Origin of the sequence: Bacillus sp. FJAT-22090, from assembly GCF_007676755.1 — a bacterium.
Lineage (GTDB): Bacteria > Bacillota > Bacilli > Bacillales_A > Planococcaceae > Psychrobacillus.
In genome coordinates this window covers 127,049-150,634 of record NZ_VEBK01000010.1, presented here as the reverse complement: position 1 = coordinate 150,634, position 23,586 = coordinate 127,049, and the positions used below count along the sequence as shown (strand labels likewise).

Annotated in this window: 29 protein-coding genes; 20 read left to right on the top strand and 9 right to left on the bottom strand. The window is 37.2% G+C overall.

Annotated features, from left to right (window positions below):
- Positions 1–25: 25 nt before the first annotated feature.
- Positions 26–1,030, bottom strand: a complete 1,005-nt coding sequence (locus FS486_RS13575) for a hypothetical protein (RefSeq protein ID WP_144512092.1) — start codon at positions 1,028–1,030, stop codon at positions 26–28.
- 219 nt (positions 1,031–1,249) lie between these two features.
- Here FS486_RS13575 and FS486_RS13570 point away from each other — a divergent pair, with 219 nt between their 5' ends.
- The 5 genes from FS486_RS13570 (at position 1,250) to FS486_RS13550 (ending at position 7,053) form a co-directional block, all read left to right on the top strand.
- A complete protein-coding gene (locus FS486_RS13570) occupies positions 1,250–1,999 on the top strand; it encodes an NAD-dependent epimerase/dehydratase family protein (RefSeq protein WP_144512091.1) in 750 nt (249 codons plus the stop codon).
- A gap of 164 nt (positions 2,000–2,163) precedes the next feature.
- A complete protein-coding gene (locus FS486_RS13565) occupies positions 2,164–2,727 on the top strand; it encodes an NADPH-dependent FMN reductase (RefSeq protein WP_144512090.1) in 564 nt (187 codons plus the stop codon).
- A 125-nt stretch (positions 2,728–2,852) separates the two neighbouring features.
- A complete protein-coding gene (locus FS486_RS13560) occupies positions 2,853–3,362 on the top strand; it encodes a sigma-70 family RNA polymerase sigma factor (protein ID WP_260858113.1) in 510 nt (169 codons plus the stop codon).
- A complete protein-coding gene (locus FS486_RS13555; protein WP_144512088.1) occupies positions 3,355–4,662 on the top strand; it encodes a DUF4179 domain-containing protein in 1,308 nt (435 codons plus the stop codon). The genes FS486_RS13560 and FS486_RS13555 overlap by 8 nt, the downstream gene beginning before the upstream one ends.
- Before the next feature lie 201 nt (positions 4,663–4,863).
- Positions 4,864–7,053: a DNA topoisomerase III gene (locus FS486_RS13550; RefSeq protein WP_144512087.1), complete on the top strand. Its 2,190-nt coding sequence runs from the start codon at positions 4,864–4,866 to the stop codon at positions 7,051–7,053.
- A 234-nt stretch (positions 7,054–7,287) separates the two neighbouring features.
- Here the strand turns inward: FS486_RS13550 and FS486_RS13545 are convergent, their stop codons facing one another.
- A complete protein-coding gene (locus FS486_RS13545; protein ID WP_144512086.1) occupies positions 7,288–7,545 on the bottom strand; it encodes a hypothetical protein in 258 nt (85 codons plus the stop codon).
- Between the two features lie 234 nt (positions 7,546–7,779).
- On the bottom strand, positions 7,780–8,172 hold the full coding sequence (locus tag FS486_RS13540) for a DUF1259 domain-containing protein (protein ID WP_144512085.1): 393 nt from the start codon (positions 8,170–8,172) through the stop codon (positions 7,780–7,782).
- Between the two features lie 272 nt (positions 8,173–8,444).
- Between FS486_RS13540 and FS486_RS13535 the strand changes: the two genes are divergently transcribed.
- From FS486_RS13535 to FS486_RS13495, 9 genes are all read left to right on the top strand, one after another.
- Positions 8,445–8,858: a BlaI/MecI/CopY family transcriptional regulator gene (locus FS486_RS13535; protein ID WP_144512084.1), complete on the top strand. Its 414-nt coding sequence runs from the start codon at positions 8,445–8,447 to the stop codon at positions 8,856–8,858.
- Between the two features lie 3 nt (positions 8,859–8,861).
- Complete coding sequence (locus FS486_RS13530; RefSeq protein WP_144512083.1) at positions 8,862–9,713, top strand: M56 family metallopeptidase; 852 nt, start codon at positions 8,862–8,864, stop codon at positions 9,711–9,713.
- Positions 9,714–9,765: 52 nt separating this feature from the next.
- Positions 9,766–10,407 carry a DsbA family protein gene (locus FS486_RS13525; RefSeq protein ID WP_144512082.1) on the top strand — a complete coding sequence of 214 codons (642 nt, stop codon included), beginning with the start codon at positions 9,766–9,768 and terminating at the stop codon, positions 10,405–10,407.
- A complete protein-coding gene (locus FS486_RS13520; RefSeq protein WP_144512081.1) occupies positions 10,397–10,801 on the top strand; it encodes a disulfide oxidoreductase in 405 nt (134 codons plus the stop codon). Before FS486_RS13525 ends, FS486_RS13520 begins: the two co-directional genes overlap by 11 nt.
- Before the next feature lie 23 nt (positions 10,802–10,824).
- Positions 10,825–11,358, top strand: a complete 534-nt coding sequence (resA, locus tag FS486_RS13515; RefSeq protein WP_144512080.1) for a thiol-disulfide oxidoreductase ResA — start codon at positions 10,825–10,827, stop codon at positions 11,356–11,358.
- Between the two features lie 259 nt (positions 11,359–11,617).
- A complete protein-coding gene (locus tag FS486_RS13510; protein WP_144512079.1) occupies positions 11,618–12,304 on the top strand; it encodes a hypothetical protein in 687 nt (228 codons plus the stop codon).
- Between the two features lie 12 nt (positions 12,305–12,316).
- On the top strand, positions 12,317–12,808 hold the full coding sequence (gene ybaK / locus FS486_RS13505; RefSeq protein ID WP_144512078.1) for a Cys-tRNA(Pro) deacylase: 492 nt from the start codon (positions 12,317–12,319) through the stop codon (positions 12,806–12,808).
- Between the two features lie 345 nt (positions 12,809–13,153).
- Entirely contained in the window at positions 13,154–14,215 is a 1,062-nt protein-coding gene (locus tag FS486_RS13500) for a hypothetical protein (RefSeq protein WP_144512077.1), read from the top strand.
- A gap of 90 nt (positions 14,216–14,305) precedes the next feature.
- Entirely contained in the window at positions 14,306–15,496 is a 1,191-nt protein-coding gene (locus FS486_RS13495; protein ID WP_144512076.1) for a glycine C-acetyltransferase, read from the top strand.
- 43 nt (positions 15,497–15,539) lie between these two features.
- On the opposite strand, the gene FS486_RS13490 is transcribed toward FS486_RS13495, so the two are convergent.
- On the bottom strand, positions 15,540–16,163 hold the full coding sequence (locus tag FS486_RS13490) for a hypothetical protein (protein WP_144512075.1): 624 nt from the start codon (positions 16,161–16,163) through the stop codon (positions 15,540–15,542).
- A gap of 169 nt (positions 16,164–16,332) precedes the next feature.
- On the opposite strand from FS486_RS13490, the gene FS486_RS13485 reads away from it, so the two are divergent.
- The gene (locus FS486_RS13485; RefSeq protein WP_144512074.1) at positions 16,333–17,274 is read left to right on the top strand and encodes an L-threonine 3-dehydrogenase; all 942 of its coding nucleotides are present in this window, start codon (positions 16,333–16,335) and stop codon (positions 17,272–17,274) included.
- 42 nt (positions 17,275–17,316) lie between these two features.
- Here FS486_RS13485 and FS486_RS13480 read toward each other — a convergent pair whose 3' ends face one another.
- The 5 genes from FS486_RS13480 to FS486_RS13460 all read right to left on the bottom strand — a co-directional run bounded on the left by FS486_RS13480 (position 17,317) and on the right by FS486_RS13460 (position 21,104).
- Positions 17,317–18,657: a YjiH family protein gene (locus FS486_RS13480; RefSeq protein ID WP_144512073.1), complete on the bottom strand. Its 1,341-nt coding sequence runs from the start codon at positions 18,655–18,657 to the stop codon at positions 17,317–17,319.
- A gap of 105 nt (positions 18,658–18,762) precedes the next feature.
- Positions 18,763–19,449, bottom strand: coding sequence for a bacillithiol biosynthesis deacetylase BshB2 (gene bshB2 / locus FS486_RS13475; protein ID WP_144512072.1), 687 nt, complete (start codon positions 19,447–19,449; stop codon positions 18,763–18,765).
- Positions 19,450–19,462: 13 nt separating this feature from the next.
- Positions 19,463–19,813: a YojF family protein gene (locus FS486_RS13470; protein WP_144512071.1), complete on the bottom strand. Its 351-nt coding sequence runs from the start codon at positions 19,811–19,813 to the stop codon at positions 19,463–19,465.
- A gap of 132 nt (positions 19,814–19,945) precedes the next feature.
- Positions 19,946–20,779 carry a bifunctional hydroxymethylpyrimidine kinase/phosphomethylpyrimidine kinase gene (gene thiD, locus FS486_RS13465; RefSeq protein WP_144512070.1) on the bottom strand — a complete coding sequence of 278 codons (834 nt, stop codon included), beginning with the start codon at positions 20,777–20,779 and terminating at the stop codon, positions 19,946–19,948.
- A 67-nt stretch (positions 20,780–20,846) separates the two neighbouring features.
- Positions 20,847–21,104 (bottom strand): hypothetical protein, encoded by a 258-nt coding sequence (locus tag FS486_RS13460; protein WP_144512069.1) that lies wholly within the window; start codon positions 21,102–21,104, stop codon positions 20,847–20,849.
- A gap of 104 nt (positions 21,105–21,208) precedes the next feature.
- On the opposite strand from FS486_RS13460, the gene FS486_RS13455 reads away from it, so the two are divergent.
- The 5 genes from FS486_RS13455 to FS486_RS13435 are packed head-to-tail and all read left to right on the top strand — an operon-like array spanning position 21,209 to position 23,486.
- Positions 21,209–21,958, top strand: a complete 750-nt coding sequence (locus FS486_RS13455; RefSeq protein WP_144512068.1) for a DUF4230 domain-containing protein — start codon at positions 21,209–21,211, stop codon at positions 21,956–21,958.
- A 5-nt stretch (positions 21,959–21,963) separates the two neighbouring features.
- The gene (locus FS486_RS13450) at positions 21,964–22,617 is read left to right on the top strand and encodes a uracil-DNA glycosylase (protein WP_144512067.1); all 654 of its coding nucleotides are present in this window, start codon (positions 21,964–21,966) and stop codon (positions 22,615–22,617) included.
- Positions 22,618–22,653: 36 nt separating this feature from the next.
- On the top strand, positions 22,654–22,833 hold the full coding sequence (locus FS486_RS20315) for a uracil-DNA glycosylase (RefSeq protein ID WP_144512066.1): 180 nt from the start codon (positions 22,654–22,656) through the stop codon (positions 22,831–22,833).
- A complete protein-coding gene (locus FS486_RS13440) occupies positions 22,830–23,075 on the top strand; it encodes a YwdI family protein (RefSeq protein WP_144512065.1) in 246 nt (81 codons plus the stop codon). Before FS486_RS20315 ends, FS486_RS13440 begins: the two co-directional genes overlap by 4 nt.
- A 30-nt stretch (positions 23,076–23,105) precedes the next feature.
- On the top strand, positions 23,106–23,486 hold the full coding sequence (locus FS486_RS13435) for a DUF423 domain-containing protein (RefSeq protein WP_144512064.1): 381 nt from the start codon (positions 23,106–23,108) through the stop codon (positions 23,484–23,486).
- The last annotated feature ends 100 nt before the right edge of the window (positions 23,487–23,586 follow it).

Below are 23,586 nucleotides of genomic sequence, written 5' to 3'. Positions count from 1 at the left end.
GCACTATTGTAGCACAAAAACTGGCTTAACGTACGATTTCTTCTTCGGCTTTTTTATTGGCAATCGTTTGTTCGATAAGTTCCACTACTTCTACTAAGTTAGAACTAAAGTCAAGATGCTTTTGTTTTTGGATATAAGCCTTTCTTCTATTATCATGTAAAATGATTTCCATTACTGCATTTTGTAAATAGGATTGTTTTATTTTTCGGCCTAGTCCTAAATTGGCGAAACCATGTCCTTCTTGAGGGAATGCATAATTGACTTCTTCCTCATGTGCACAAAGTACAATATATGGAATTTGTAACTGTGTAACTAAGAAAGGCATGTAAGAGCCAGAACTAATGACGATATCACTAGTGTAGATGATGGATTCCGGTTCATTGGTGGAGATAACTTTAATGGACTTGCGTGTAAGGGCAAATCGTTTGAGATCATTAATATCATGCTTATAATGCTCATCTACTAAAACACTAATCTGTAAAGGAATATGAAGTTGTACAAGATGTCTTAATGTGCGATACGTTAAGTTTTCTGGGTCTTCATGTGGAAAAGCTACAACAATATGCGGTGGATCGGATAACGTGTTATTATTTTTATAACTAATTTTATGAACGGGGATATACCCGGTATGTCCATAAATAAAATGTTCTTTTGAGAGATCCTTGGGGTTCTCGTATAATGTTTGGAAAACTAAATCCGCTAAAGTACCGCCGTCTCCATGGTCATCAAAATGAATAAGCGGACAATTAAATGATTTTAAACGACGTATTAAATCTTTCTCCGAATTTCCACTATCATGAATGATGCAATTCGGATTAAATGATCTCAATTCTTCTAGTAAATGTGCATTATTATTAAATGCGCAAGTTTTGATATTTTGTTTTTTTAAATAGTTTAGCAGGCTTGTATTAGTACTAGGCACAAAAACTTTATATTCAGATGTTTTCAAAGCAGGTAATAGGGTGTTTGCCCGGTCAGCAGGGTATAAACCGCGATGTGGAAATGTATTTAATAGATAAGCTAGTTTCAATTTTCATCTTCCTTTCCAGAGCATATTCTCTTTTATTGTATGGAAAGGGACAGGGGTATATGACAAAAAGAAAAGCGCAAGTGCCTATTTTAGCCCTGAAAAGCAAATGTTCTTTCCGAAAAGAAGTCGCTCTTTGACTTCATGGAGGAAAGGTTATTTGACCTCGAGGGGCTAGGCACTGGAGCTAGACAAAAAGAAAAGCGTAAAGGGGAGAGTATGTTGGCAAAACGAACTGCGATCGTAGTTGGGGCAACCGGATTGACGGGTCGGTTCCTAGTAAAACAACTTTGTGAAAGTGAAGAATACGTAGCTATCTCTGTAATTGCTAGAAAAACCATTACATATACACATGCTAAGTTAGATGTGAAAATTCGGGAATTTGACAAATTGGAAGAAAATGATTTGGATATTGCAGATGATTTGTTTTGTTGTCTAGGAACGACAATGAAAAAAGCGAAAACGAAAGAAGCGTTTGAAAAAGTAGATTTAATCTATCCTCTACAAATTGCTTCTTTAGCTAAAAAACGGGGTATTCCAAACTTTTATGTTATATCTGCGGCTGGTTCAAATAGTAAATCACCTTTTTTCTATAGCCGTATAAAAGGAAGAATGGAACAGGAGCTGATTGAGTTGAACCTGCCCCATCTTTCTATTTTTCGACCTACCCTGTTAACAGGGGAACGAGCGGAGTTTCGATTAGGTGAGCGTTTAGCGGAAGGAATTTTTCAATTACTAAATCCGCTTCTCATAGGACCTTTTCAAAAGCTGCGAGCAATAGAGGGGAAACAGCTTGCCTTTGCAATGTACCATTATGCTACGCATGGCAATAAAGGGAATGTACGCATATATAAAACAAAAGAAATTTTAGATGCTAAAACGATAGAAGAGATGCCGATTCCAAGAGAAGAGCTCTTTGATTGGAGTAAGCGAAAAGACATTTTTGTAAAAGAAGATGAAATAGGCGATTAACTGTTTCGCTGTTTTGGAAGAGAATACATATAGTAGATTTCCTAAAATCTATCAGTTAAAGACTTCAGTCTAAAGAATGAACTTTTTTATAATCCTCTTAATTATCTCACAAGTAAGCTTCTTCTTTGATACAATAAAGTACGGGTAAAGGAGGTTCTATAGCAGTGAAAATTCTACTCGTAGATGGAACAATAATAGGCACGAAAACAGGTGTCATTCTAGAAAAAGTGAAAGAATATATAGAAGAAATTAATGAAGAGCACTCATTAGAAATTATTAAGCTGGATAATTATGAGCATCAATTTGTCGATGGGCGACCATTCGAGCAATACAATGAAGATATGAAGCTACTCGTAGGCAAGTTCGAACAAGCGGATGGCTATATCATTGCAACACCTATTTTCCAAGGGTCGATTCCAGGCGTATTGAAAAATACTTTTGACTTCTTACATCCTAAAACGATGCGCTATAAGCCAGTATCGATAGTTGCCAATGGTGGAACCTACCAGCATCACTTAGTTATTGAAAATCAGCTGAAGCCTATTTTGGACTATTTTAGATGTTTGGTTACACCGAACTATGTATATACGCATATGAGCCATTTCGATAAAAACAACGAAATAGTGGACGAAGATGTGCATAATCGTCTCCGTGAACTTGCACGTGTATTCGTACAATATGCAGAAATGAGTAAAAGTCTTTGCAAAGAACCTATTGATACACACTAAAAAATTTAGAGGATATGCCCATTTGTTGGGGTATCCTTTTTTATTTGAAAAATAAATGAACTTTTTCCTAATTCAGATGTCTAATGTATAACAACAAGTGAAATGGGGTGACGCAGGTGGAGGAAATGGAAATCGCGGAAAAAGCTATAGAGCGTGATGAACAAGCATTTATACAGCTCATACAATTGCATAAAGACGCACTATATAAAACAGCTTTTGCCTTTTTAAAAAATGAACATGATGCAATTGAAGCGATACAGGAAGTGACATACAGAGCTTATGAAAAAATACATACAGTTAAAGAGCCACAGTATATAAAGACATGGCTAACCCGAGTGATGATGAATTATTGTCAAGATCAATTGAAAAAAAGGAAGCGGTATACTTCAAGTGAAACACTTAGAGAGATTGGGGCTCATGCGAATGAATCGAAGCTAGAAATAGAAGAAGCAATTGCATCCTTATCGAACGAAGAGCAGCAACTGATTTTTCTGAAATATTACCACAATACGAAAATTAAAGAAATAGCCGAAATCGAAAGGATCCCGGAAGGAACCGTTAAGTCGAGGCTCCACAAAGCACTCAAGTCACTAAGGACATTCCTATCAGAGAAAGGAGACATAGATTATGTATGAAAAAGAGGAAGAAATGCTAAATGAATCGAAGAAACAATTGGAGCAAATCGAAGTCCCAGAGCTACAGATAGATGAGGCTATTCAGCAAGGTATGCTAAAAGCAAAACGGAAAAGAAGAAAGCATAAAAAAACACTTTGGACTATATCTGTAGCCGCGATACTCATGCTTTCATTTATCACCTCTATTCAGGTGTCCCCTGCATTTGCAAACGCAGTCGCATCTATACCTGGGATGGAAAGGTTTGTGGATCTTATTCAGTTTGATAAAGGTTTAGAAGCCATCATTGAAAATGATTATTATGAGTCGGTAGGCGTCAACCAAGTGAAAGACAATATGACGCTCACTATAGATGGGGTCATTTTAGATGAAACAGGAATGGAAATATTTTATACATTAGAAGCTAAGTCTAACATTGAAAAAATTAAATTTGAAAATGTTGATGTATTAAACGATGGAAATAGTTTAAGTGATAATGCGTCCACTTCATATGGCTATGCTCATCAGGAAAAAACAAATCGAATAGAAGAAAAAATTAGCTTTACTTTTCAAGAAACAAAGCAATTTACTTCTAAGCAATTCGAATTGATCTTACAAATAGAAAATGACAAACAAACGACCTTTAAAATACCATTTACTTTAAAAAATAAAATTCAACAAGGAAAAATATATACCTTAAATCGTGAAGTAGAGATGGACGGACAAAAAATGGTAGTGAAGAACATTATACTTTATCCTCTTCGAGTAGCAGTAAAGATAGCATTTGACGGGCAAAATGATATGGAAATTTTGCAATTTGAAGATATGCGAATAGAAGATGAAAATGGAGAGGTATGGAGTTCTATTCAAAATGGAACAAGTGGTTTTGGCGGAGTGGGCAACAAAGAAAGAACCTATTTTCTTCAAAGTAACTATTTTAAACAGCCAAAAGAGTTGTATTTAAAATTCGATAAGGTGCAGGCGCTCTCTAAAGAGGAAAGCTACTTGCTGGTGGACTTTAGTAAGAAAGAAATTTTGAAGCAACCGTCCGATAGAAAAATGGAAGTCATAGATGTTGGCAGCAATTCAATTGAATTGAAATATCATCCATTAAGGAAAAATCATATGTACTCCTTATTTTCGCAAGGAGAAAATGCAAAAGGAGAAGTGGTTGATATACCTACGGAAAGTAACTGGGGAGATGAAGAGGAGCAACACACTAAAATTACAGTGGATACAAAAGATATTATTAATCCCGTCAAAATAGATTTTGTAGCGTACCCAAATTACTTAGATGGCTCTATATCTATTCAGATAAAATAAACTGGTTGTGTTGTTTACCGATAAAAGGAAAACGGGACGATTGAAAAGTGAAAGCAACTAGTTCGAGAAGTGCTCTAAAGGTTGTGTATATAGACTTGTTTCCAAAATTTGAATCAAGACTAACCAAACAGGCCCAAGAATGATTAAAAATATGAGCGGTATGATATATTTAGCATATGGATTTACGAAAGGATGTTATGTATGGCAAAACGCTTAGTATTAGCAGAAAAACCATCTGTTGCACGCGATATTGCGCGTGTACTTAAATGTGATAAAAAAGGAAATGGCTATTTGGAAGGTCGTGACTATGTGGTGACTTGGGCGCTAGGTCACCTAGTAACGTTAGCGGATCCAGAAAGTTATGATGTTAAATATAAAACGTGGAATTTAGAAGATTTACCGATGTTGCCAGAAAATCTTAAGCTATCCGTGATTAAGCAGTCGGGCAAACAATTTAATGCGGTGAAGTCGCAGCTCATTCGTTCGGATATTAACGAAATTATTATCGCAACTGACGCTGGTCGTGAAGGAGAACTGGTTGCGCGTTGGATCATAGCGAAAGCAAAAGTGAATAAACCAATAAAACGCTTATGGATTTCCTCGGTAACCGATAAAGCGATTAAAGATGGATTTGCCAACTTAAAGCCTGGTAAAGCGTATGAAAACCTATATGCCTCCGCGGTAGCTCGTTCGGAGGCCGATTGGTATATCGGCTTAAATGCCAGTCGTGCATTATCCACAAAATTCAATGCACAGTTAAATTGTGGGCGTGTTCAGACCCCGGTTGTAGCGATTATTGCTAAACGGGAAGATGAGATAAAGCATTTTAAGGCACAAACTTATTATGGTGTTGAAGCGCAAACAGTAGATAACTTAAAGCTCACTTGGCAAGATGCGAAGGGGAATGGCCGCAGCTTCGATAAAGAAAAAATGGATGCTATCGTGAAAAAGTTAGGCAAGGGCAATGCGACTGTTACTGAAATCGAGAAAAAACCGAAGAAGTCATTTGCACCTGGTTTGTATGATTTAACAGAACTACAACGCGATGCAAATAAAATTTTTGGTTACTCCGCAAAAGAAACATTGAATATCATGCAAAAGCTGTATGAGCAGCACAAAGTATTAACATATCCTCGTACAGATTCACGCTACATCTCATCGGACATCGTAGGTACACTTCCTGAGCGACTTAAAGCTTGTGGGGTAGGTGAATTCCGTTCATTGGCAAACAAAGTTTTAACTAAGCCTATAAAAACATCTAAATCATTTGTGGATGACAGCAAGGTTTCGGATCACCATGCAATCATTCCGACTGAAGGATACGTCAATTTTTCTGCATTCAATGATAAAGAACGTAAAATTTATGATCTAGTCGTAAAACGTTTCTTGGCAGTCCTGTTCCCAGCATTTGAATACGAACAATTAACGCTGCGTGCGAAAATTGGGGACGAGCATTTTGTTGCGAGAGGAAAAACGATTTTAGTAAGTGGTTGGAAAGAGGTTTACCAAAATCATTTTGAAGATGAAGATATTGCAGATGATTTAAAAGAGCAGATCTTACCTCGCATCGAAAAAGGCGATTCATTAAACGTAAAGCTTATTGCCCAAACTTCGGGTCAAACAAAACCATCTGCACGCTTTAACGAAGCAACCTTATTAACGGCAATGGAAAATCCTACGAAATATATGGAAACGCAAAATAAGCAGCTTGCGGACACATTAAAATCTACTGGTGGATTGGGTACGGTAGCAACACGTGCGGATATTATCGACAAGCTATTCAACTCGTTCCTTATCGAAAAGCGTGGTAAAGATATTCATATTACTTCAAAAGGTCGTCAGTTGCTTGAGTTAGTACCAGAGGAATTGAAATCTCCTACATTAACTGGTGAATGGGAACAAAAGCTTGAGGCAATTGCAAATGGAAAACTAAAAAAAGAAGTTTTCATTGCGGAAATGAAGAAGTACACGAAAGAAATCGTTTCTGAAATTAAAAGCAGCAGCAAGAAATATAAACACGACAATATTTCTACAAAGTCTTGTCCAGATTGCGGTAAACCGATGCTTGAAGTGAACGGTAAAAAAGGCAAAATGCTAGTCTGTCAGGATCGTGAATGTGGACACCGTAAAAATGTGGCACGTGTAACAAACGCACGTTGTCCACAATGTAAAAAGAAACTAGAACTGCGTGGTGAAGGGGATGGACAAATCTTCACTTGTAAATGTGGTTATAGAGAAAAATTATCTGCCTTCGAAGCACGTCGTAAAAAAGAAGGTAATGGTAAAGTGGATAAACGCTCTGTTCAGAAGTATTTGAAACAGCAGGAAAAAGAGGAAGAGCCGATTAATAATGCCTTTGCTGATTTATTAAAGGGTATAAAATTCGACTAACGAGAATACGAGAAAGGGTTGTGTCATAACTTAACTTGGCCAACCCTTTTTCATTTCGATAAACAATATTTGACTCGAGAAGGTAAATACACTACAGTGTGTAATGTTTAAAAGCATTATGATATTCGAGCGAGAGGTTTTTAACAGATAATTCTAGTTTTGAGTCTTATATAACCTATTTCTTTTTTCGTATGAGATGTAACATAAACATAGTTATACATAGAAAACTATCCTTTAAAAACGTCTGGATTTACCGTCATTAATTTGTTTTTTTAGGATTTTTATTTCATTAGTTAAATAATCCAACTGTTCCTGTACATTTTTACTTTCACTTTGTTCTTGTCGTTCTTCTTCCAATGCAAGAACAGCGGATATAGTGGAAATCACATCTCCAATTGTCGATAATAGTTCGCCAACAAGTGCAAGTTCAGCCGCACGAATTAAAGAATTGGAATTTTGGTTACTTTTATTATTACTTTCTCTATTGTTCATTTAGAAAGTATCCTCCAATATGAATAAATAGTTTAATAATCATTAACACTTCTAAATGGTTCTTTACAATTGTTGACATGTTGAATTTTATTATTTTGACCAACACCTTCACTGATCAACAATGTTGTGGATTCTCCCATTATAAAGCATTTATTACTTAACATAATTGTATGCTTTGCAATACTTTATATGAAAAATGTTAAAGTGATAGGGGGAATGTTGAGATTCATTATTTTAGTGCTTCAACACTTTAAACGCTTCTGCGGATTTTCGTGCAAAGGATAAGGGAGACTCTACAGACTGAAAGTGAACATATAAAATAGTTGGATTAGTAAAAATCCAGTGATTATGAATAGCACTAACAATTAGATTGTTTTTTACGAGTGCCGTAACGAAAGAAGGCAATTCTTCTTGAAGTACTACCACTTCACCAAGGTTAAGTGCATTCCCTTCGTAATCTAATGACTCAAAAGTTATTCCAGCAGGAAGTGCACTACGACTCGGACGGTTTTGTATTGTAAGTGGAAAATTTCGTCCTAGCTCAACGGAACAAACACCATTTTTTATATTTGCTATACCATTAACTATTTGAGCAAACTGGTTGCAAATACTATGAATGTCTTGCACAACATACACCTCTTTCTTTTTCATCATTTTATGAATAAAAAGTGGATGTAAGAACGCAATAATAATAAGTAAACGTACACAGTGTGAACATTAAAAAGCAACGATGGACGATTTCTGCTTGTCCGTTTTATTTTAATTTATCACCCAAAGCGATTACATTTCTTAGGGGTTATATGAAAAAATGAAAACGCTGTAAAATCAATAATTTTAAGAATTAAATACTTCCATTTAAGAAGTAATTGCACTACAATGTGTAATGTGAGGTGTTAAATATGAGAATTCGTAAATTTGCAATGAATGAAAGTGGATTAAACCGCTTTTTTGGTCCTCTTGAAGCAAAGATCATGGATATTCTTTGGAATGATGTAGAAATGACTATTAAAGATGTCCAACAAGTGCTCGACAAGGAAAAGATAACGAATTTCAACACTGTGATGACCGTGATGAATCGATTAGTCGAGAAAGGAATATTGCAAAAGAGAGTAGAAGGTAGATCATCGCTTTATAAACCCGTCCAATCAAGAGTAGATTTTCTAAATGCACAGTCGAAAGAAATGACGAATGAATTGATGGATGAATTCGGAAGTGTTGTCGTAAGCCATATGCTAGATGCACTCGAAGATGTAGATGAGGATCTTGTTGCCAAACTCGAGCAAAAAATAAAAGAATTGAAAAAGGATTTGTAACCTATGTCAAAGCGCCAAGCGTCCATTATTTTGATCATCTCACTTGTCATTTCTGGTACAGTTTTCTTGCAGATGGCATTGTACGTCATCTCTATGCTAGCAGGGTGGAACGTCAAATTTAATTTAGTAGTTGCATGTCATAGTTGGATGAAGGCGATCGGTCTTTCTTCTCTTGAATATGCACTTGACGCACTCGTAATCTTTACGTTAGCCTTTTCGATTTGGCATATATCTACCCAATTGATCCAAACATCGCGTATGAAGAAACGATTAGAGCAATATAAAGAGAACACGCTCACAAAGAATATGAATCAGGCCTATTGCAACAAGGAAGAAGATTTGATCATTATATCGCATCCAACGCCGATTGCGATTACAATGGGTTTTATCTGTCCTAAAATCATCATCTCCACAGGCCTAATAAGCTTATTGACAGATGAGGAATTAACAGCAGTCATTGCCCATGAGATGTATCATCAAGAAAAGCGGGATCCGCTAAAAGTCTTTCTGTTATCCCTATGCGCATCCACAATGGGGTATATCCCAATTTTGAAATGGTTAAATAAACAATATAGAATTATGCAGGAAGTACTGGCAGATGATTTTGCCATTAAAAAACAGGAGACATCTGTTCACATCGGTAGCGCACTATTGAAAATGATTAAAATAGGCGTAGCTGAAAAAATGCCTTATGCATATGTATCATTTGCGGACACATCTATTAACTATCGAATTGAATATATCTTGAACCCATTAGAAGGTATTCAATTTAAGATTCCGTTGAAGATAGTAATTTTATCGTTAATTATTTTTAGTTTAATCTGTGTATTTTTTATTTACGCTTTAATAGCGTAAATTTTTTATCCCAATACACTACAATATGTAGTTTAAAGAAGGAGAGATTTATTTGTCTAAGAAAATATTTTGGATCGTTGGAATAATCGTTGTATGTATCGTAGGAATTATTTTATTAACGGATGCTAAACAAGAATCTGCTGTAATCGATTATACGGATCAGCCGTATATAGGGGAAGAATCAGCGCCAGTTGAAATTGTAGAATTTGGAGATTATAAATGCCCACATTGCGGAGATTTCAACAATACTCTCTTCCCGATTATCAACGAGCAATTTGTTGAAACTGGAAAAGCAAAGTTTTACTTTATGAACTATTCTTTTATAGCTGCAGACTCAACAACATCCGCACAATTTGCAGAAACAGTTTATAAAGAACTTGGGAATGAGAAGTTCTGGACATTCCATGATCTATTGTTTGCCAACCAAACAAACGAATCCGGGCAAGAGAACGTAATGACTGATGAGTTTTTAAAAACGGTTTTAGGTAAAGTAGCAAGCCCTGAAGAAATAGAAAAAGTCATGCATGCATATAGCGAGAGCGCGGGAAAAGAAGCATGGCAGAAAGATATGAACGAAGCGAATAATCTTGGGGTAACTTCTACGCCTTCCATTTTTATTGGTGGTAAGGAATTTACCGGAAGTACGATGGACGATTTTTCAAAAATGGTGGAAGAGGCATCTAATGGTAAATAAACCGCTTTTCTTTGCGTGGATAGTATCTATTATTGCGATGGTCGGAAGTCTATTTTTTAGCGAGCATATGGGTTTTGTCCCATGTACACTTTGTTGGTATCAACGTATTTTAATGTATCCGCTTGTCATTTTTTTAGGAATCGCTTTTTATCGGAATGACCGTGATATATATAAATATATATTGCCGATATCCATTTTCGGCTTAGTTATGTCTAGTTATCATTATGCGCTTCAAAAAATCCCTTCCATGCAAGAGTTTAGTGCATGCACAAACGGAGTCCCCTGCTCAGGACAGTACATAAACTGGTTCGGTTTTGTGACAATTCCTTTTTTGGCGCTTATTGCATTTATATTTATAACAATAATGATGCTATTGCTTTGGAAGCGTAAATAACGAAAGAAGGGATACTTGTAACGATGAATAAAAAGAAAAAGCGATTCTACATGCGTTCAATTATATTAATCATAATGGTTGGAGCCATCTCCTTTACCATTTATTCAAATTTAACAAAAGAAAAAACAGCGATATTACAAGTAGGGGATAAGGCTCCGAACTTTGCCCTTGTTGACATGGAAGGAGAAAAACATCAACTATCCGATTACAAAGGGCAAGGAGTATTTTTAAACTTTTGGGGGACTTGGTGTAAGCCATGTGAAAGAGAGTTTCCTCTAATTGACAAACAATATCAAGAATTTAAAGATCAAGGGCTTCAAATTTTAGCCGTAAACGTAGGGGAATCTGATTTTGCACTCCAAAAATTTATCGATCGAAAGGGTTTAACGTTTCCGGTATTGATAGATAATAATAAAAGTGTGTTGGATGCATACAATATTAATCCTTTGCCAACAACCTTACTTATTAACCAAGAAGGTAAAATAGAGAAAATAATTACGGGAGAAATGAGCGAAGAAGCTATTAAGAACAATATGGAGATGATCCTGCCAAACTAAGAATCTCCCATCTCTAAAAAAAGTCGGTTATCATCCAGTATAAGTTTATCCAAAGCACTTCAAAAACATAGATATTTCGCGTTTTACCGAATATTTATGAGCCTTATAAAAAGTAGATCAAAAGACCCGCAAGCAATTCGGATGGGCTCATATTGTCATATCTTTTTTCATTTATTTTTATATGACCTTTGGACGTTTGATTATTCTGATAATGTGGTAAAATATTCTATATAAAGTTTATAGGCGAGAGGTGAACCGAATGAGTTTGGTAAGAGCTACTGGGAATGGCATATCTAATCAAATAGCAACGTTTGAAGAAAGAAAACGAACATTGCAACGTAAAGATGCTGGGGATGCATACAGGAGACAAGCAGACTATTTCCAACCTAAAATACCTTCCTTAGAGGAACTGGAAGACTTACTACTTGGAAACAAAGAAAAAGAACCAGAAGCCCCAGAAGTGAGTGCTGCTATTAGAGAATTTCAACAACTAGAGAACTCGAATAAACAGTCTACAAATATGCTCGATATTAAAGGACCCGGTATCCCTGTACAAACAATCGGTGGTCATACTTTGGAAAAGACCGTTGAGCTATTAGAAAAAGTACGAAGTAACGCGCTTGCGGCTGAAAAGCCTACTCCACAAGATTTGCGTGTAGCTGCTAATGCATCTGCGAAAATTCAACAAGTGAATGGGCAAATAGTATTGCATGAGGAAGCGAATCGTCAAATCGCAATGGAAGTTAAACAGCAATTAGAGGATGAAGCTGCTGTTTCCAACCATGCCTTTTCCGATACCCCATCTACAAAAACAATTCAAGAAGACCTAGAGAGCCTACAGAAAAAACGCCTAAAAGAAAAGGCAATTGCTAAGTATTCCTATCAAGTACACTTAAAGCGATATGGTTTTTCTGATCTTGAGCCTAGTTTCTTCCGAATTGCGTAGGAGCAAAAGATAATGGCAAAAATACAAAAGACAAATGCTATACGAATTTTGGAAAAGCAAAAAGTTGACTTTGAGCTAATTGAATACGAGTTAACAGGTGACAAAGTGGACGGTGTATCTGTTGCCAATAAAATCGGTTATCCTGTTGTTGTAGTATATAAAACATTGCTAGTAACGGCAGGATCTGGCGTTTACTATGTATGCATTATTCCTGTTTCCGATGAATTAAATCTAAAGTCAGTAGCTAAAGTGTTTGGGGAGAAAAAAGTGGAGTTACTGCCGTTAAAGGACTTACTTACGACTACTGGCTATGTTAGGGGAGGATGTTCACCAATTGGTATGAAAAAATTATATCCTACAATAATAGATGTCAGTGCGGAAAAAAATGATTTTATCATTGTAAGTGGCGGCAAAATAGGGCTTCAAGTGAAGCTGGTATTGTCGGATCTCCTGAAGATGACAAAAGGGCGGACTGCAGCAATCACTCAAACAGAAAGTGCATAGTTTTTAACTCAGCCAAGAAATAGAAATATCGTAACCATTCCAACTTAGTTGTGAATGGTTTTTTAGATTGTTAGAAAAGTAGGAGTAGGCTGAAAAAGGAACTGATATAAGGTTGGTCGCTTTTTATAGGGTAACTGTCAGTTCAATGTATTTAACTAGTTGCTCGTTGATATTACAAGTATTGATGGATAAGTTATTTTATTTCAATTGATGGATATGGCAATTGGGGTTGGCTTAGTCGATGTGATTTTATATGGAAGATTAGAAATGATTTTTATGCTTTTCATCTTTTCCTATATTCGCGCATATATTATCTATTGAACCAAGGATAGAAAGGATGACGATTTGGGCGGTACAATAACGCATTATATGGGGAAATCGTATACGGGCCAAGGTGTGAAGAACTTTTATAAAGAACTTATTCAAGAAGCTAAAAAAGTATATTTTTTTAAAGGACCGACTTCATATCGACTGACAGAACTATTGAAAGAAATAGGCTATGCCGCTATTCGTAGAGGCAAAAATATGGAATGGTTTTATGATCCACTTCATGAGGAATTATTAGAAGCGGTATATATACTGGATACGAAAACACTGTATTTACAAACAGATGCCGCAGATCCTACCTACTACGGTGCTGGTCATGAGTGGGTTCCTTATTATGAGGCGTATGATGAGGAAAGGCTAAAAGATTTAGGACCGTTAATACGCGATAAGCAAATTGCGAATGATGTTTGGTTAACAAAAGGGCTTCGAACCTTATCCAAAGCGAAGACTATCCATGATGAGTGGGAGCAGTTGATACAGCCAGCGATTGATTGGGACGGCATAAATGGACTACTAGCAGTATTAAAAAAGAAATGCATTGGCAATGTGCATCTTCAAAAAACACCAAAAGTGACACATCGTTTAATGGGCTCACTTACTCCGGTAGGGGCACAGGATACGTTAAAATCAATATCAAAAAATTTAAAATCTAGACTCTATATAAAAGGACTGCCTGGTTGTGGGAAATCTTCTTTTATGAAAAAGTTTGGGGAAGAAGCAAAGCTGCATGGGCTAGACATTCGTTTTATATGGTGTGGGCTAGATGCGAATAGTGTGGATGGAATAGTCATCCCAGAGTTACAGTTATGCATGGTAGATGCAACAAGTCCGCATATTTATGACCCTGAGCGAGATGGAGACGAAATCGTAGACTTCTTTCCACATATAGAGCAAACATTATTAGATGAGAAAAAGATTGTAGAAGTGAAACAACGGTATGTAAACGAAATGGAACTTGCACAAGATTATATTAGCACATATGCAGGAGATTCTAAGACGATTAAAATGCTCTATGATTCTACGATAGATGAAGATAAATGGACAACTTTACAAGATAAAATGATCGCAACCATAGAGTGAGCAGAGAAATATTCTGCTCGCTTTTTTTCGTATTTTCCCTCAATCATGTTAAACTAGAGAGGACTATTTCGCTTGAAAGGAAAGATGACCTTGTCAAACGTATTAAATAATTTCTTAACAGAAAACTTAGATGCACTAAAAAATCAAGGCTTATATAACGAAATCGACCCAGTCGAGGGAGCAAATGGTGCGAAGATTCAAGTTCGAGGTTCAGAACTGATCAATCTATCGTCCAATAATTATTTAGGTCTTGCAACAAATCCGAAGCTTAAGGAAATTGCAAAAGAAGCAGTGGACAAGTACGGAGTAGGAGCAGGAGCAGTTCGTACGATTAATGGGACGCTCGACCTTCACGTAAAATTAGAACAAAAACTGGCTGAATTCAAAGGCACAGAAGCTGCAATTTCATATCAATCAGGCTTTAACTGCAATATGGCCGCAATTTCAGCTGTAATGGATAAAAATGACGCTATTTTGTCGGATCAGTTAAACCATGCATCTATTATTGATGGTTGCAGACTATCCAAAGCAAAAATTATTCCGTTCAACCACTCGGACATGGAAGATTTACGTGCAAAAGCAAAACAGGCAACAGAATCTGGTCAATACAATAAAGTAATGGTGATTACAGACGGCGTATTCTCAATGGATGGCGATATCGCAAAACTTCCAGAAATCGTAGAAATTGCAAAAGAATTCGACTTAATCACTTATGTAGATGACGCTCACGGTTCTGGAGTAACTGGAAAAGGTAAAGGAACGGTAAAACACTTCGGCTTAGAAAAAGAAATCGATTTCCAAATCGGTACTTTATCTAAGGCAATCGGTGTTGTAGGTGGGTATGTAGCGGGGAAAAAGGACTTAATCGACTGGTTAAAAGTTCGCTCTCGTCCATTTTTATTCTCAACGGCTCTTCCACCAGGTGACGTAGCAGCTATTACAGCAGCAGTTCAAATGATCATCGATTCTACCGAGCTACATGACAAGCTATGGGAAAACGGAGACTATTTAAAAGCTGGTCTATCTAAACTTGGCTTTGATATCGGTGCTTCTGAAACACCAATCACTCCATGTATTATTGGAGATGAAAAGCTAACACAGCAATTCTCTAAACGATTATTCGAAGAAGGCGTCTACGCAAAATCCATCGTCTTCCCAACCGTACCAAAAGGCACAGGCCGTGTCCGCAACATGCCAACAGCCGCTCATACAAAAGAAATGCTAGATGATGCAATTTCGATTTATGAGAAGGTTGGAAAAGAGCTTGGGGTAATTAAGTAACTGAATGAAATGATAAAAGCAGCCAATTCATTGGCTGCTTTTATCATTTCATGTTTTTAAACGAATAAACCAAACTAAACTTCTGAATCCCCCTCGCACATTCGATACTTGTCGCTGCTTCCTTACTAAACGCCTCCATATTTCCTTTCTCCTTAGCGATAATCGCTTCAATTGCGTGTTGCATCCATGCACTTGATAAATTCTCTTTTAAAACATGAGCTTCTTCAAAGTTTCCTTTCAGTGCTTCAGCGTAAGCCATGTAATACGTTCGAAGCGGCTCTTTGCTTATTTGCTTGGCAAGCAGATCCACGCTGGATACATTGTTTTCAAACAGCGCTAAATTCGTTTTGTACACTTGTTGAATAAAGGGCTGTTTATACTTGTTTAAAATGACTTGAATCGCTTCTATGATTGATTCACGGTTGCCTGATTTAATAGCTAAAGCATATGCAAAAAGCGGTTTTCTTTTATTTGTTACTAAATAGCGTTCTATCCGTTTTAAATTATTAGATTTATACACGATATACATAGTTGGAGCAACTAATAAGAGCGCATATAAAACAATTATACTCAAATAGGTGATCCAAAAGTTAATTTCAAAAGCTGTCATGACAGCTGTTAGAACTACACCCAATAAAAAAATTAATACAAATCGAAGAATTTTCATGTCTACCTCCTATTTCTTACATTATACCAAATGGACATGCAATTCATTATTGTATTTTTGAAAAGAACAGCATATAATATAAACAATTAAAACATCATTAAATAAGGCTTATACAATAGAAAAGTGTTCTTTCCAAAAATACAATTGTTTTCGAGAGGGAGTAGACAGCATGAAAAAAATTATGGTCACCGGAGCTTTAGGACAAATCGGTTCAGAACTAATTACAAAGCTTCGTAAGGAATATGGTACTGACAATGTACTTGCGACGGATATTAGAGAGGTATCGTCAGGAGTAACAACAGAAGGGCCTTTTGAAATTCTAGATGTAACTGACGCAGAAAAAATGTATCACATTGCTAAAGGTTTTGGAGCAGATACGATGATGCATATGGCTGCGCTTTTATCGGCGACAGCGGAAGCGAAACCCCTATTTGCGTGGAATTTAAATATGGGTGGACTTATGAATGCGCTAGAGACTTCTCGTGAATTGAACATGCAATTTTTCACACCAAGCTCAATTGGAGCATTTGGACCGTCTACTCCTAAACAAAACACTCCTCAAGATACATTACAGCGTCCAACAACTATGTATGGCGTAAACAAAGTATCTGGTGAGCTACTTTGCGATTATTATTTCCATAAATTTGGACTAGATACTCGGGGTGTACGTTTCCCAGGTTTAATTTCGAACGAAACTTTACCTGGTGGGGGAACGACGGATTATGCTGTAGACATTTATTATAAAGCGTTAGCAGAAGGGAAGTACACATCCTATATTGCAGAAGGAACGTATATGGATATGATGTATATGCCGGATGCGCTTCAAGCAATAGTGGACTTGATGGAAGCGGATGCGTCTAAGTTGATTCATCGAAATGCATTTAACGTAACGGCAATGAGCTTTGAGCCTGAGCAAATTGCAGCGTCTATCAAAAAAGTCATTCCAACATTTACACTAGATTATGATGTAGATCCTGTTCGTCAAGCGATAGCAAACAGTTGGCCCGATTCAATAGATGCAACTGCTGCTAAAGAAGAGTGGGGCTTCACCTATAAATATGATTTGGACGCCATGACGAAAGATATGTTAGAAAAGCTAGCTTCCAAATAAAAATAACAGCCGACACTCAGATTAAGTGTCGGCTGTTTTTAATTAGAATAATATATGAGCGGCAGCTGCAATGATTGGGAAAGCAATTAATGTACGTAGTAAGAAAATGACAATTAAATCCTTAAAGTTAACTGGAATTTTCGAACCAAGCAACAATCCTCCAACCTCAGACATATATATTAACTGCGTAACAGACATGGCTGCAATAAAGAATAGAGTAACATCTGATTCTATTCCACCAGTTAGCAAAGTTGGAAGGAACATATCTGCAAATCCTACAACCATTGTTTGTGCTGCTTCAGCCGCTTCGGGAATACCAAATAGCATTAATAGTGGTTCGAACGGTTTTCCTAAAATAGTGAAAACGGGTGTAAACTCAGCCAGCATAAGTGCGACTGTACCAAAAGCTAGTACCACGGGGGCAACACCTATATACAAGTCAATTACGTTCTTAATACCGTCTGACAAAAATTTCTTGATGGAGCGATTATCATTTGCTTTCATAAGAGCATTTTCTAAACCGTGCGTGAAAGCATTATAGCCTTCTGGAAAATTCTCTGCATCCAAATCCAATGGACGACCATCAATATGCTCTTCTGGCTTACCTTTTAGTGGGTAAATACGAGGCATGATGAATGCTAATACAAGTCCACATAGTAAGACTGTAAAATAAAACGGCAAGAAATAGTTGGAAAGACCAACCTCATCCAATACAACGATACAAAATGTAATCGAGACAACCGAAAAAGTAGAACCAATTATAGCTGCTTCCTTTTTTGTATAGTATCCTTCTTCGTATTGTCGCGCTGTAAGCAAAACACCGATAGTTCCGTCACCAACCCAAGAAGTTAGAGCATCTACTGCAGAGCGACCTGGTAACTTGAAGAGTGGTCGCATTATTTTTACTGCCATCGTACCGAAAAACTCTAACAATCCGAAGTTTAGTAAGAATGGTAATAATAACCCTGCAAATAAGAAAATAGTGAAAAGGAAGGATACTAGACCGTCTGGGCTAAGGAGCATTCCACCAGTATTTTCATCCCAAACAGCTTCTGGACCAATTTGGAAAATAACTAATACAGCGAAAACAGCCCCAACTACACGCGTAATTGTCCAAAACGGAGACACTTTAAATAATTGATTTACAAATGTATCCTTTCGTTGTACGAACAGGAACATAACCGATCCAATTGCGGCAATCCATATCATGATTAATGCAATCCATTGAACAAATGGAGCTATTGCTGTGGATAGGATATTAGAAAATAGAGCAATTGGAATTTTAAATCCTTCCGAAGTTGGAAGGGGAATCATAAATAATATAACACCTGCTATCGAAGGTAACAGGAATAAAAGCCAGGTTGATAGAGAAAACTTTTTCAAGTTAAGACCAACTTTCTGTAATTGAATAATTATGCACAAACTCACAGTATTTGTACATAATAATTCATGCATATCAAAAAGTCTATAAACTGAGAAGATGTTCTATTATTCGAAATCTTTGCTAAAGTCATACGTGTAGAAGCGTTCGAAATGTAGCCAGTTTTCAGCCTCTGGTTCACCATCTGCTAAACGTTTATCCATTTCCTCTAGCATCCACGCTGTTTGAGAAATATGTGCTCGCATGGATCCCATTTTTTCCTCTTTAGACTCTCTAATATTATGCACGATGTCCGGCTCTCCCAATACCTCTTTTGTATCATTTGAAAAGGCAAGGGCATAAATAGTCGGACGAGTTTCTTCAGGCATTCGGCGAATTGCACGAATCATTGCACGTCCAGTTGCATCATGGTCGGGGTGTACAGCGTAGTTCGGATAAAAAGTGATAACTAATGAAGGGTTTGTATCGGCAATTAGATTTTCCATCATTTCAACCATTTTTTCATCATCTTCGAATTCGACCGTTTTATCGCGAAGTCCCATCATTCGAAGATCTGTAACGCCCATTGCTTTAGCAGATGCCAGCAACTCTTCTTTTCGGATCTGAGGTAATGTCTCGCGTGTTGCAAAAGGAGGATTTCCTAAATTTCTGCCCATTTCTCCTAAAGTTAAGCATGCATATGTAACAGGAATTCCTTGCTTTATATAAGTGGCGATCGTACCGGAAACACCGAAAGCCTCATCGTCAGGGTGAGGGAATACGACTAAGACATGTCGTTCCATTGGTAAAGTCATTTGTTCGTCCTCCTTAATAAGTGAATGGTGTTTTACTAATTTGTAGCGCTACTGCAAGCTTTCCACTTTGATCGTGACCAGCCATTAGTAAGCGTCCATGTTCATCTAATTCAAAATGTGTAATACCTTGAGCATATACCCAACCATGAGGTAATTTAAGACCTACACGATGTGGGGCTTCGCCAGCCACTTTTCCAAGCTCATATCGAAGCATTACATTACGGATAAAGGCACCGGCATTGAATACATTTTCATTAAAATGTGATGCATACGCACCATTCGTCGTTTCTAAATGTATATAAATATCTTCGTCTGCAAAGTTATTCAAAAGCGTTTGTAATTGTTCCACATTTACAAGTTCCATCTATTGTTGCCTCCTAACATACTGTCTTTTATAAGTATAATGAAAAAAAGTTTTGGAAGCGAATGATTGAGATTATGAATTCCAAACAAAAAATTCGCAAAGCCAAAAATGACTTTGCGAATTTAAAAATACTTATACAATTGTAGTTGTTACTTCTGGAGCGCCATACTTACCTTTTGCACCGTGAAGAACTGGTCCAACATATTGGTTTAATTTCCAACCGTGCGCGATTGCTGCAGAAACGAACTCCTTCGCTTCAAATACGGAGTCGGCAACCGAAAATCCGTTTGCTAAGTTAGCCGTCACAGCAGCAGCAAATGTACAACCAGCTCCGTGATTATACATTGTATCTGTTTTTTCTGTTTCAAGTAGCGTATGAGTTTGTCCATCAAAGAATAAATCAACCGCTTTTTCATGTGCTAATTGTTTTCCACCTTTGATGACAACATTCTTTGCACCAAGTGCATGTATTTTTTCAGCAGCTGCTTTCATATCTTCAATTGTTTTTAATGCCCCTAAACCTGAAAGTTGTCCCGCTTCGAAAAGGTTAGGAGTGACAACTAAAGCTCGTGGTAGTAAATGATTGATCATTGCATCTACTGTGCCCGGGTTTAACACTTCGTCTTCGCCTTTACAAACCATAACAGGATCGATAACAACATTTTTAACGCCTGATTCTTCAATAATATTTCCAGCTGTTTCGATAATTTCTTCCGTGCTTAACATACCTGTTTTAATCGCATCCACATTCGTAGATAATGCTGTTTTTGCTTGACGTTGAATCTCTTCGACAGGTAAAGAGAAAACTCCGTGGCTCCACCCATTATCGGGATCCATAGTAGCAACCACTGTAAGAACGTTCATACCGTATGTCCCATGTTCTTGGAATGTTTTTAAATCCGCTTGTATTCCAGCTCCTCCAGAAGTATCTGAGCCTGCAATTGTTAATGTTTTTTTAATCGACATGTAAAGAATCTCCTTTTGAATAAAAGTTACTTTTTTTCATTATATCAGACAATTGTCGGAATATATATTATGGAAGTTTTGGAGCATTCCAAAGTTTGACAAGAATAATCACCAAAAGAACTGCAACAATGAAAGTTAGAATCGAGCCAAATAAAATCTTATTAATAAATAATGAAATAGCTAAAAATAGGAGAAAACCAATAAATAAAAGCATCCCCAAAGTAAAGCAACCCATTCCCATATTTTTAGCTTTATCGGATATTTCATTCGTGCTAGCAGCTTTTTCGATAGTTTTTAACTTTTCTCGATAATGCAAATCAGCCATAAACATTTCCCCTTTTATTCATCGTACCATGTATCAAATAGTTGTTAAACGAGAAACTTTTCTGTACTGTTAACTTAGTAGAATAACAGGGAAAGAGGGATGATATGCGAAAAGATGACAAAATTCGCGAAATGGAAAAATTGTTAGAAGAACTGAAAGCACAAAACGAAACCGCAGCAACGATTGCAGAAAATCCTTCAAGAAAAGGATTTTCTTTTTGGAATAAGCCACGTGCTTTATATAGATTTGGTACAAAATCATTTTTAGTCATTGCAGTTGTAATTCTTCTATTAATTGCAGCCCTCCCATTTGCTGCATTTTGGGCCATTAAAGGAAGTACTTTTACGGAGAATAAGGGGTCATTTGTAGAGCAAGTACAAGGTTTAAATGAGTTATCAACGGCTCAAGCCTATACGAAAGTAATTATTGAACGACAGGATAATGCATTGTTTGGGAAAGAAATTGGCGTTGATCTGCCAGGGACAAAAAGACAGCTGCTTGTAGTTGTACCAGGATCTGTGAAAGCGGGTGTTGATTTTTCAAAAGTGACAGAGTCCGATATTAAAGTGGATGAAGAAAATAAGACAGCTACGCTTACATTGCCAGTCCCACAATTTTTAGGAGGACCTGAAATTTTCTTCGATCAAGTAGAAGTATTTTCATATGAAGGATTATTTCGCGAAAAAGCGGATATAAAAGAAGCATACGAGCTTGCAGAAACTGCAAAGGAAATGATGATAGAAGAAACTACTGGACAAGGCATCTTACAACTTGCGGAAGAAAATGCTGCGAAGTCTGTCAAAGAGATGTTCCAGCTAGTAGACTACGACGTGCAAGTAGAGTTTAAGGAGTGATTAGAATGCCAAGCTGGAAGGATGTTTTAGGCCAAGAATGGGAAAAACCTTATTTTGTTGCATTACAATCTTTTTTAGACAAAGAATATGCAGAGCAAACAATTTATCCTGCGCGTACCGAAATTGGAAGTGCGTTTCGTGTAACGCCATTTGATGAAGTGAAGGTAGTTTTTCTAGGTCAAGATCCATATCATGGAGAAGGACAAGCACATGGTATGAGTTTTTCGGTGAAACCAGGTGTCCGGGTGCCACCAAGTTTACGTAATATGTTCAAGGAACTTTCGAATGACATAGGATGTGACATTCCTTCGAATGGATATTTAGTGAAATGGGCAGAGCAAGGGGTTTTATTGCTCAACACGGTTTTGACCGTTCGGGCGGGAGAAGCAAATTCGCATAAAGGCATGGGTTGGGAAACGTTTACGGATGTCGTTATTAAAAAATTATCTGAAAGAGATAAGCCTATTATTTTTGTATTATGGGGCAAGCCAGCACAATCGAAGATCAAACTAATCGACACAAAAAAACATAAGATTTTACAAGCGCCACATCCAAGTCCATTAAGCGCGCATAGAGGATTCTTTGGCAGCAAACCTTATTCGAAAATAAATGCTCAACTCATCGCATGGGGAGAGAAGCCAATCGATTTTTGTATATAATTATGCTATTATATGGAATGGAAAGCGGGGAACTAAATGGCAGTGAACTGTTTTAAATGCCGCCACTTTTTTACCACATGGGATGCCCGTCATCCACGCGGGTGCAAAGCTTACGGATTTAAGACGAAAGAGCTTCCATCCGTTTTAGTAAAGCGTACCTCTGGTGTGGAATGCTTAAAATTTGAACCAAAGCAAGAAGAGGGGCAAAGACGATGATTTCTAGTGAACAAATTTTAACTCAAATAGACAAACAACTCCAGCAAGCCAAAATGGCTGGCAACGACCAATCAAAACGAGAAGCATTGGCAGCAATCCGTGCATTATGTGATGTGATATTGGATTCGGCAGCTCCATCACAAACTCCGATTGTCAAAGAACTATCTACTCCGGTACTGTCAACACAGCCGATCGCATTAAAAGAAAACGATGCAAACGGAGAATCATTATTTGATTTCTAATTAGTATATCCATAGAAAGTAGGAATTGTTGTGAAATTATTTATCATTGCAGGTGCTATAAATGGATTTTTAGCTGTAGCATTTGGCGCTTTTGGAGCGCATGCTTTAAAGGAAAAACTATCCGAAAAGTATTTAGCGATCTGGGAAACGGCTGTTCAATATCAAATGTTCCATGCACTTGCATTAGTTGCAATTGGCATTCTCATGAGCAGTAAATTGATTGGACCGGTTACTTCATTAAATACAGCGGGATATCTAATGCTGGTAGGGATTATTTTATTTTCCGGTAGCTTATATGTCTTGAGTTTAACGGGAATTGGTGTCCTTGGAGCAATTACTCCAATAGGCGGCGTCGCATTCTTAGTTGGATGGATTATGATCATCGTTGCCGCAGTGAAGTTTGCAAACTAATAAATCAGAGGACCAAGTCGAAAATGGACTTGGTCTTTTTATATAGGCTTGCCTTCGAAGCGGGTGGCGAGTTCCCCAAAGAGTCCCACGAGTTCCCCAA

Coding starts and splice junctions, on each gene's coding strand:
- FS486_RS13550 (WP_144512087.1), top strand. CDS start 4,864: ATGGCAAAACGCTTAGTATTAGCAGAAAAACCATCTGTTGCACGCGAT.
- FS486_RS13455 (WP_144512068.1), top strand. CDS start 21,209: ATGCGAAAAGATGACAAAATTCGCGAAATGGAAAAATTGTTAGAAGAA.
- resA (WP_144512080.1), top strand. CDS start 10,825: ATGAATAAAAAGAAAAAGCGATTCTACATGCGTTCAATTATATTAATC.
- FS486_RS13490 (WP_144512075.1), bottom strand. CDS start 16,163: ATGAAAATTCTTCGATTTGTATTAATTTTTTTATTGGGTGTAGTTCTA.
- ybaK (WP_144512078.1), top strand. CDS start 12,317: ATGGCAAAAATACAAAAGACAAATGCTATACGAATTTTGGAAAAGCAA.
- FS486_RS13470 (WP_144512071.1), bottom strand. CDS start 19,813: ATGGAACTTGTAAATGTGGAACAATTACAAACGCTTTTGAATAACTTT.
- FS486_RS13450 (WP_144512067.1), top strand. CDS start 21,964: ATGCCAAGCTGGAAGGATGTTTTAGGCCAAGAATGGGAAAAACCTTAT.
- FS486_RS13485 (WP_144512074.1), top strand. CDS start 16,333: ATGAAAAAAATTATGGTCACCGGAGCTTTAGGACAAATCGGTTCAGAA.
- FS486_RS13545 (WP_144512086.1), bottom strand. CDS start 7,545: ATGAACAATAGAGAAAGTAATAATAAAAGTAACCAAAATTCCAATTCT.
- FS486_RS13560 (WP_260858113.1), top strand. CDS start 2,853: ATGGAAATCGCGGAAAAAGCTATAGAGCGTGATGAACAAGCATTTATA.
- FS486_RS13440 (WP_144512065.1), top strand. CDS start 22,830: ATGATTTCTAGTGAACAAATTTTAACTCAAATAGACAAACAACTCCAG.
- FS486_RS13535 (WP_144512084.1), top strand. CDS start 8,445: ATGAGAATTCGTAAATTTGCAATGAATGAAAGTGGATTAAACCGCTTT.
- thiD (WP_144512070.1), bottom strand. CDS start 20,779: ATGTCGATTAAAAAAACATTAACAATTGCAGGCTCAGATACTTCTGGA.
- FS486_RS13510 (WP_144512079.1), top strand. CDS start 11,618: ATGAGTTTGGTAAGAGCTACTGGGAATGGCATATCTAATCAAATAGCA.
- FS486_RS13520 (WP_144512081.1), top strand. CDS start 10,397: ATGGTAAATAAACCGCTTTTCTTTGCGTGGATAGTATCTATTATTGCG.
- bshB2 (WP_144512072.1), bottom strand. CDS start 19,449: ATGACTTTACCAATGGAACGACATGTCTTAGTCGTATTCCCTCACCCT.
- FS486_RS13555 (WP_144512088.1), top strand. CDS start 3,355: ATGTATGAAAAAGAGGAAGAAATGCTAAATGAATCGAAGAAACAATTG.
- FS486_RS13530 (WP_144512083.1), top strand. CDS start 8,862: ATGTCAAAGCGCCAAGCGTCCATTATTTTGATCATCTCACTTGTCATT.
- FS486_RS20315 (WP_144512066.1), top strand. CDS start 22,654: ATGGCAGTGAACTGTTTTAAATGCCGCCACTTTTTTACCACATGGGAT.
- FS486_RS13460 (WP_144512069.1), bottom strand. CDS start 21,104: ATGGCTGATTTGCATTATCGAGAAAAGTTAAAAACTATCGAAAAAGCT.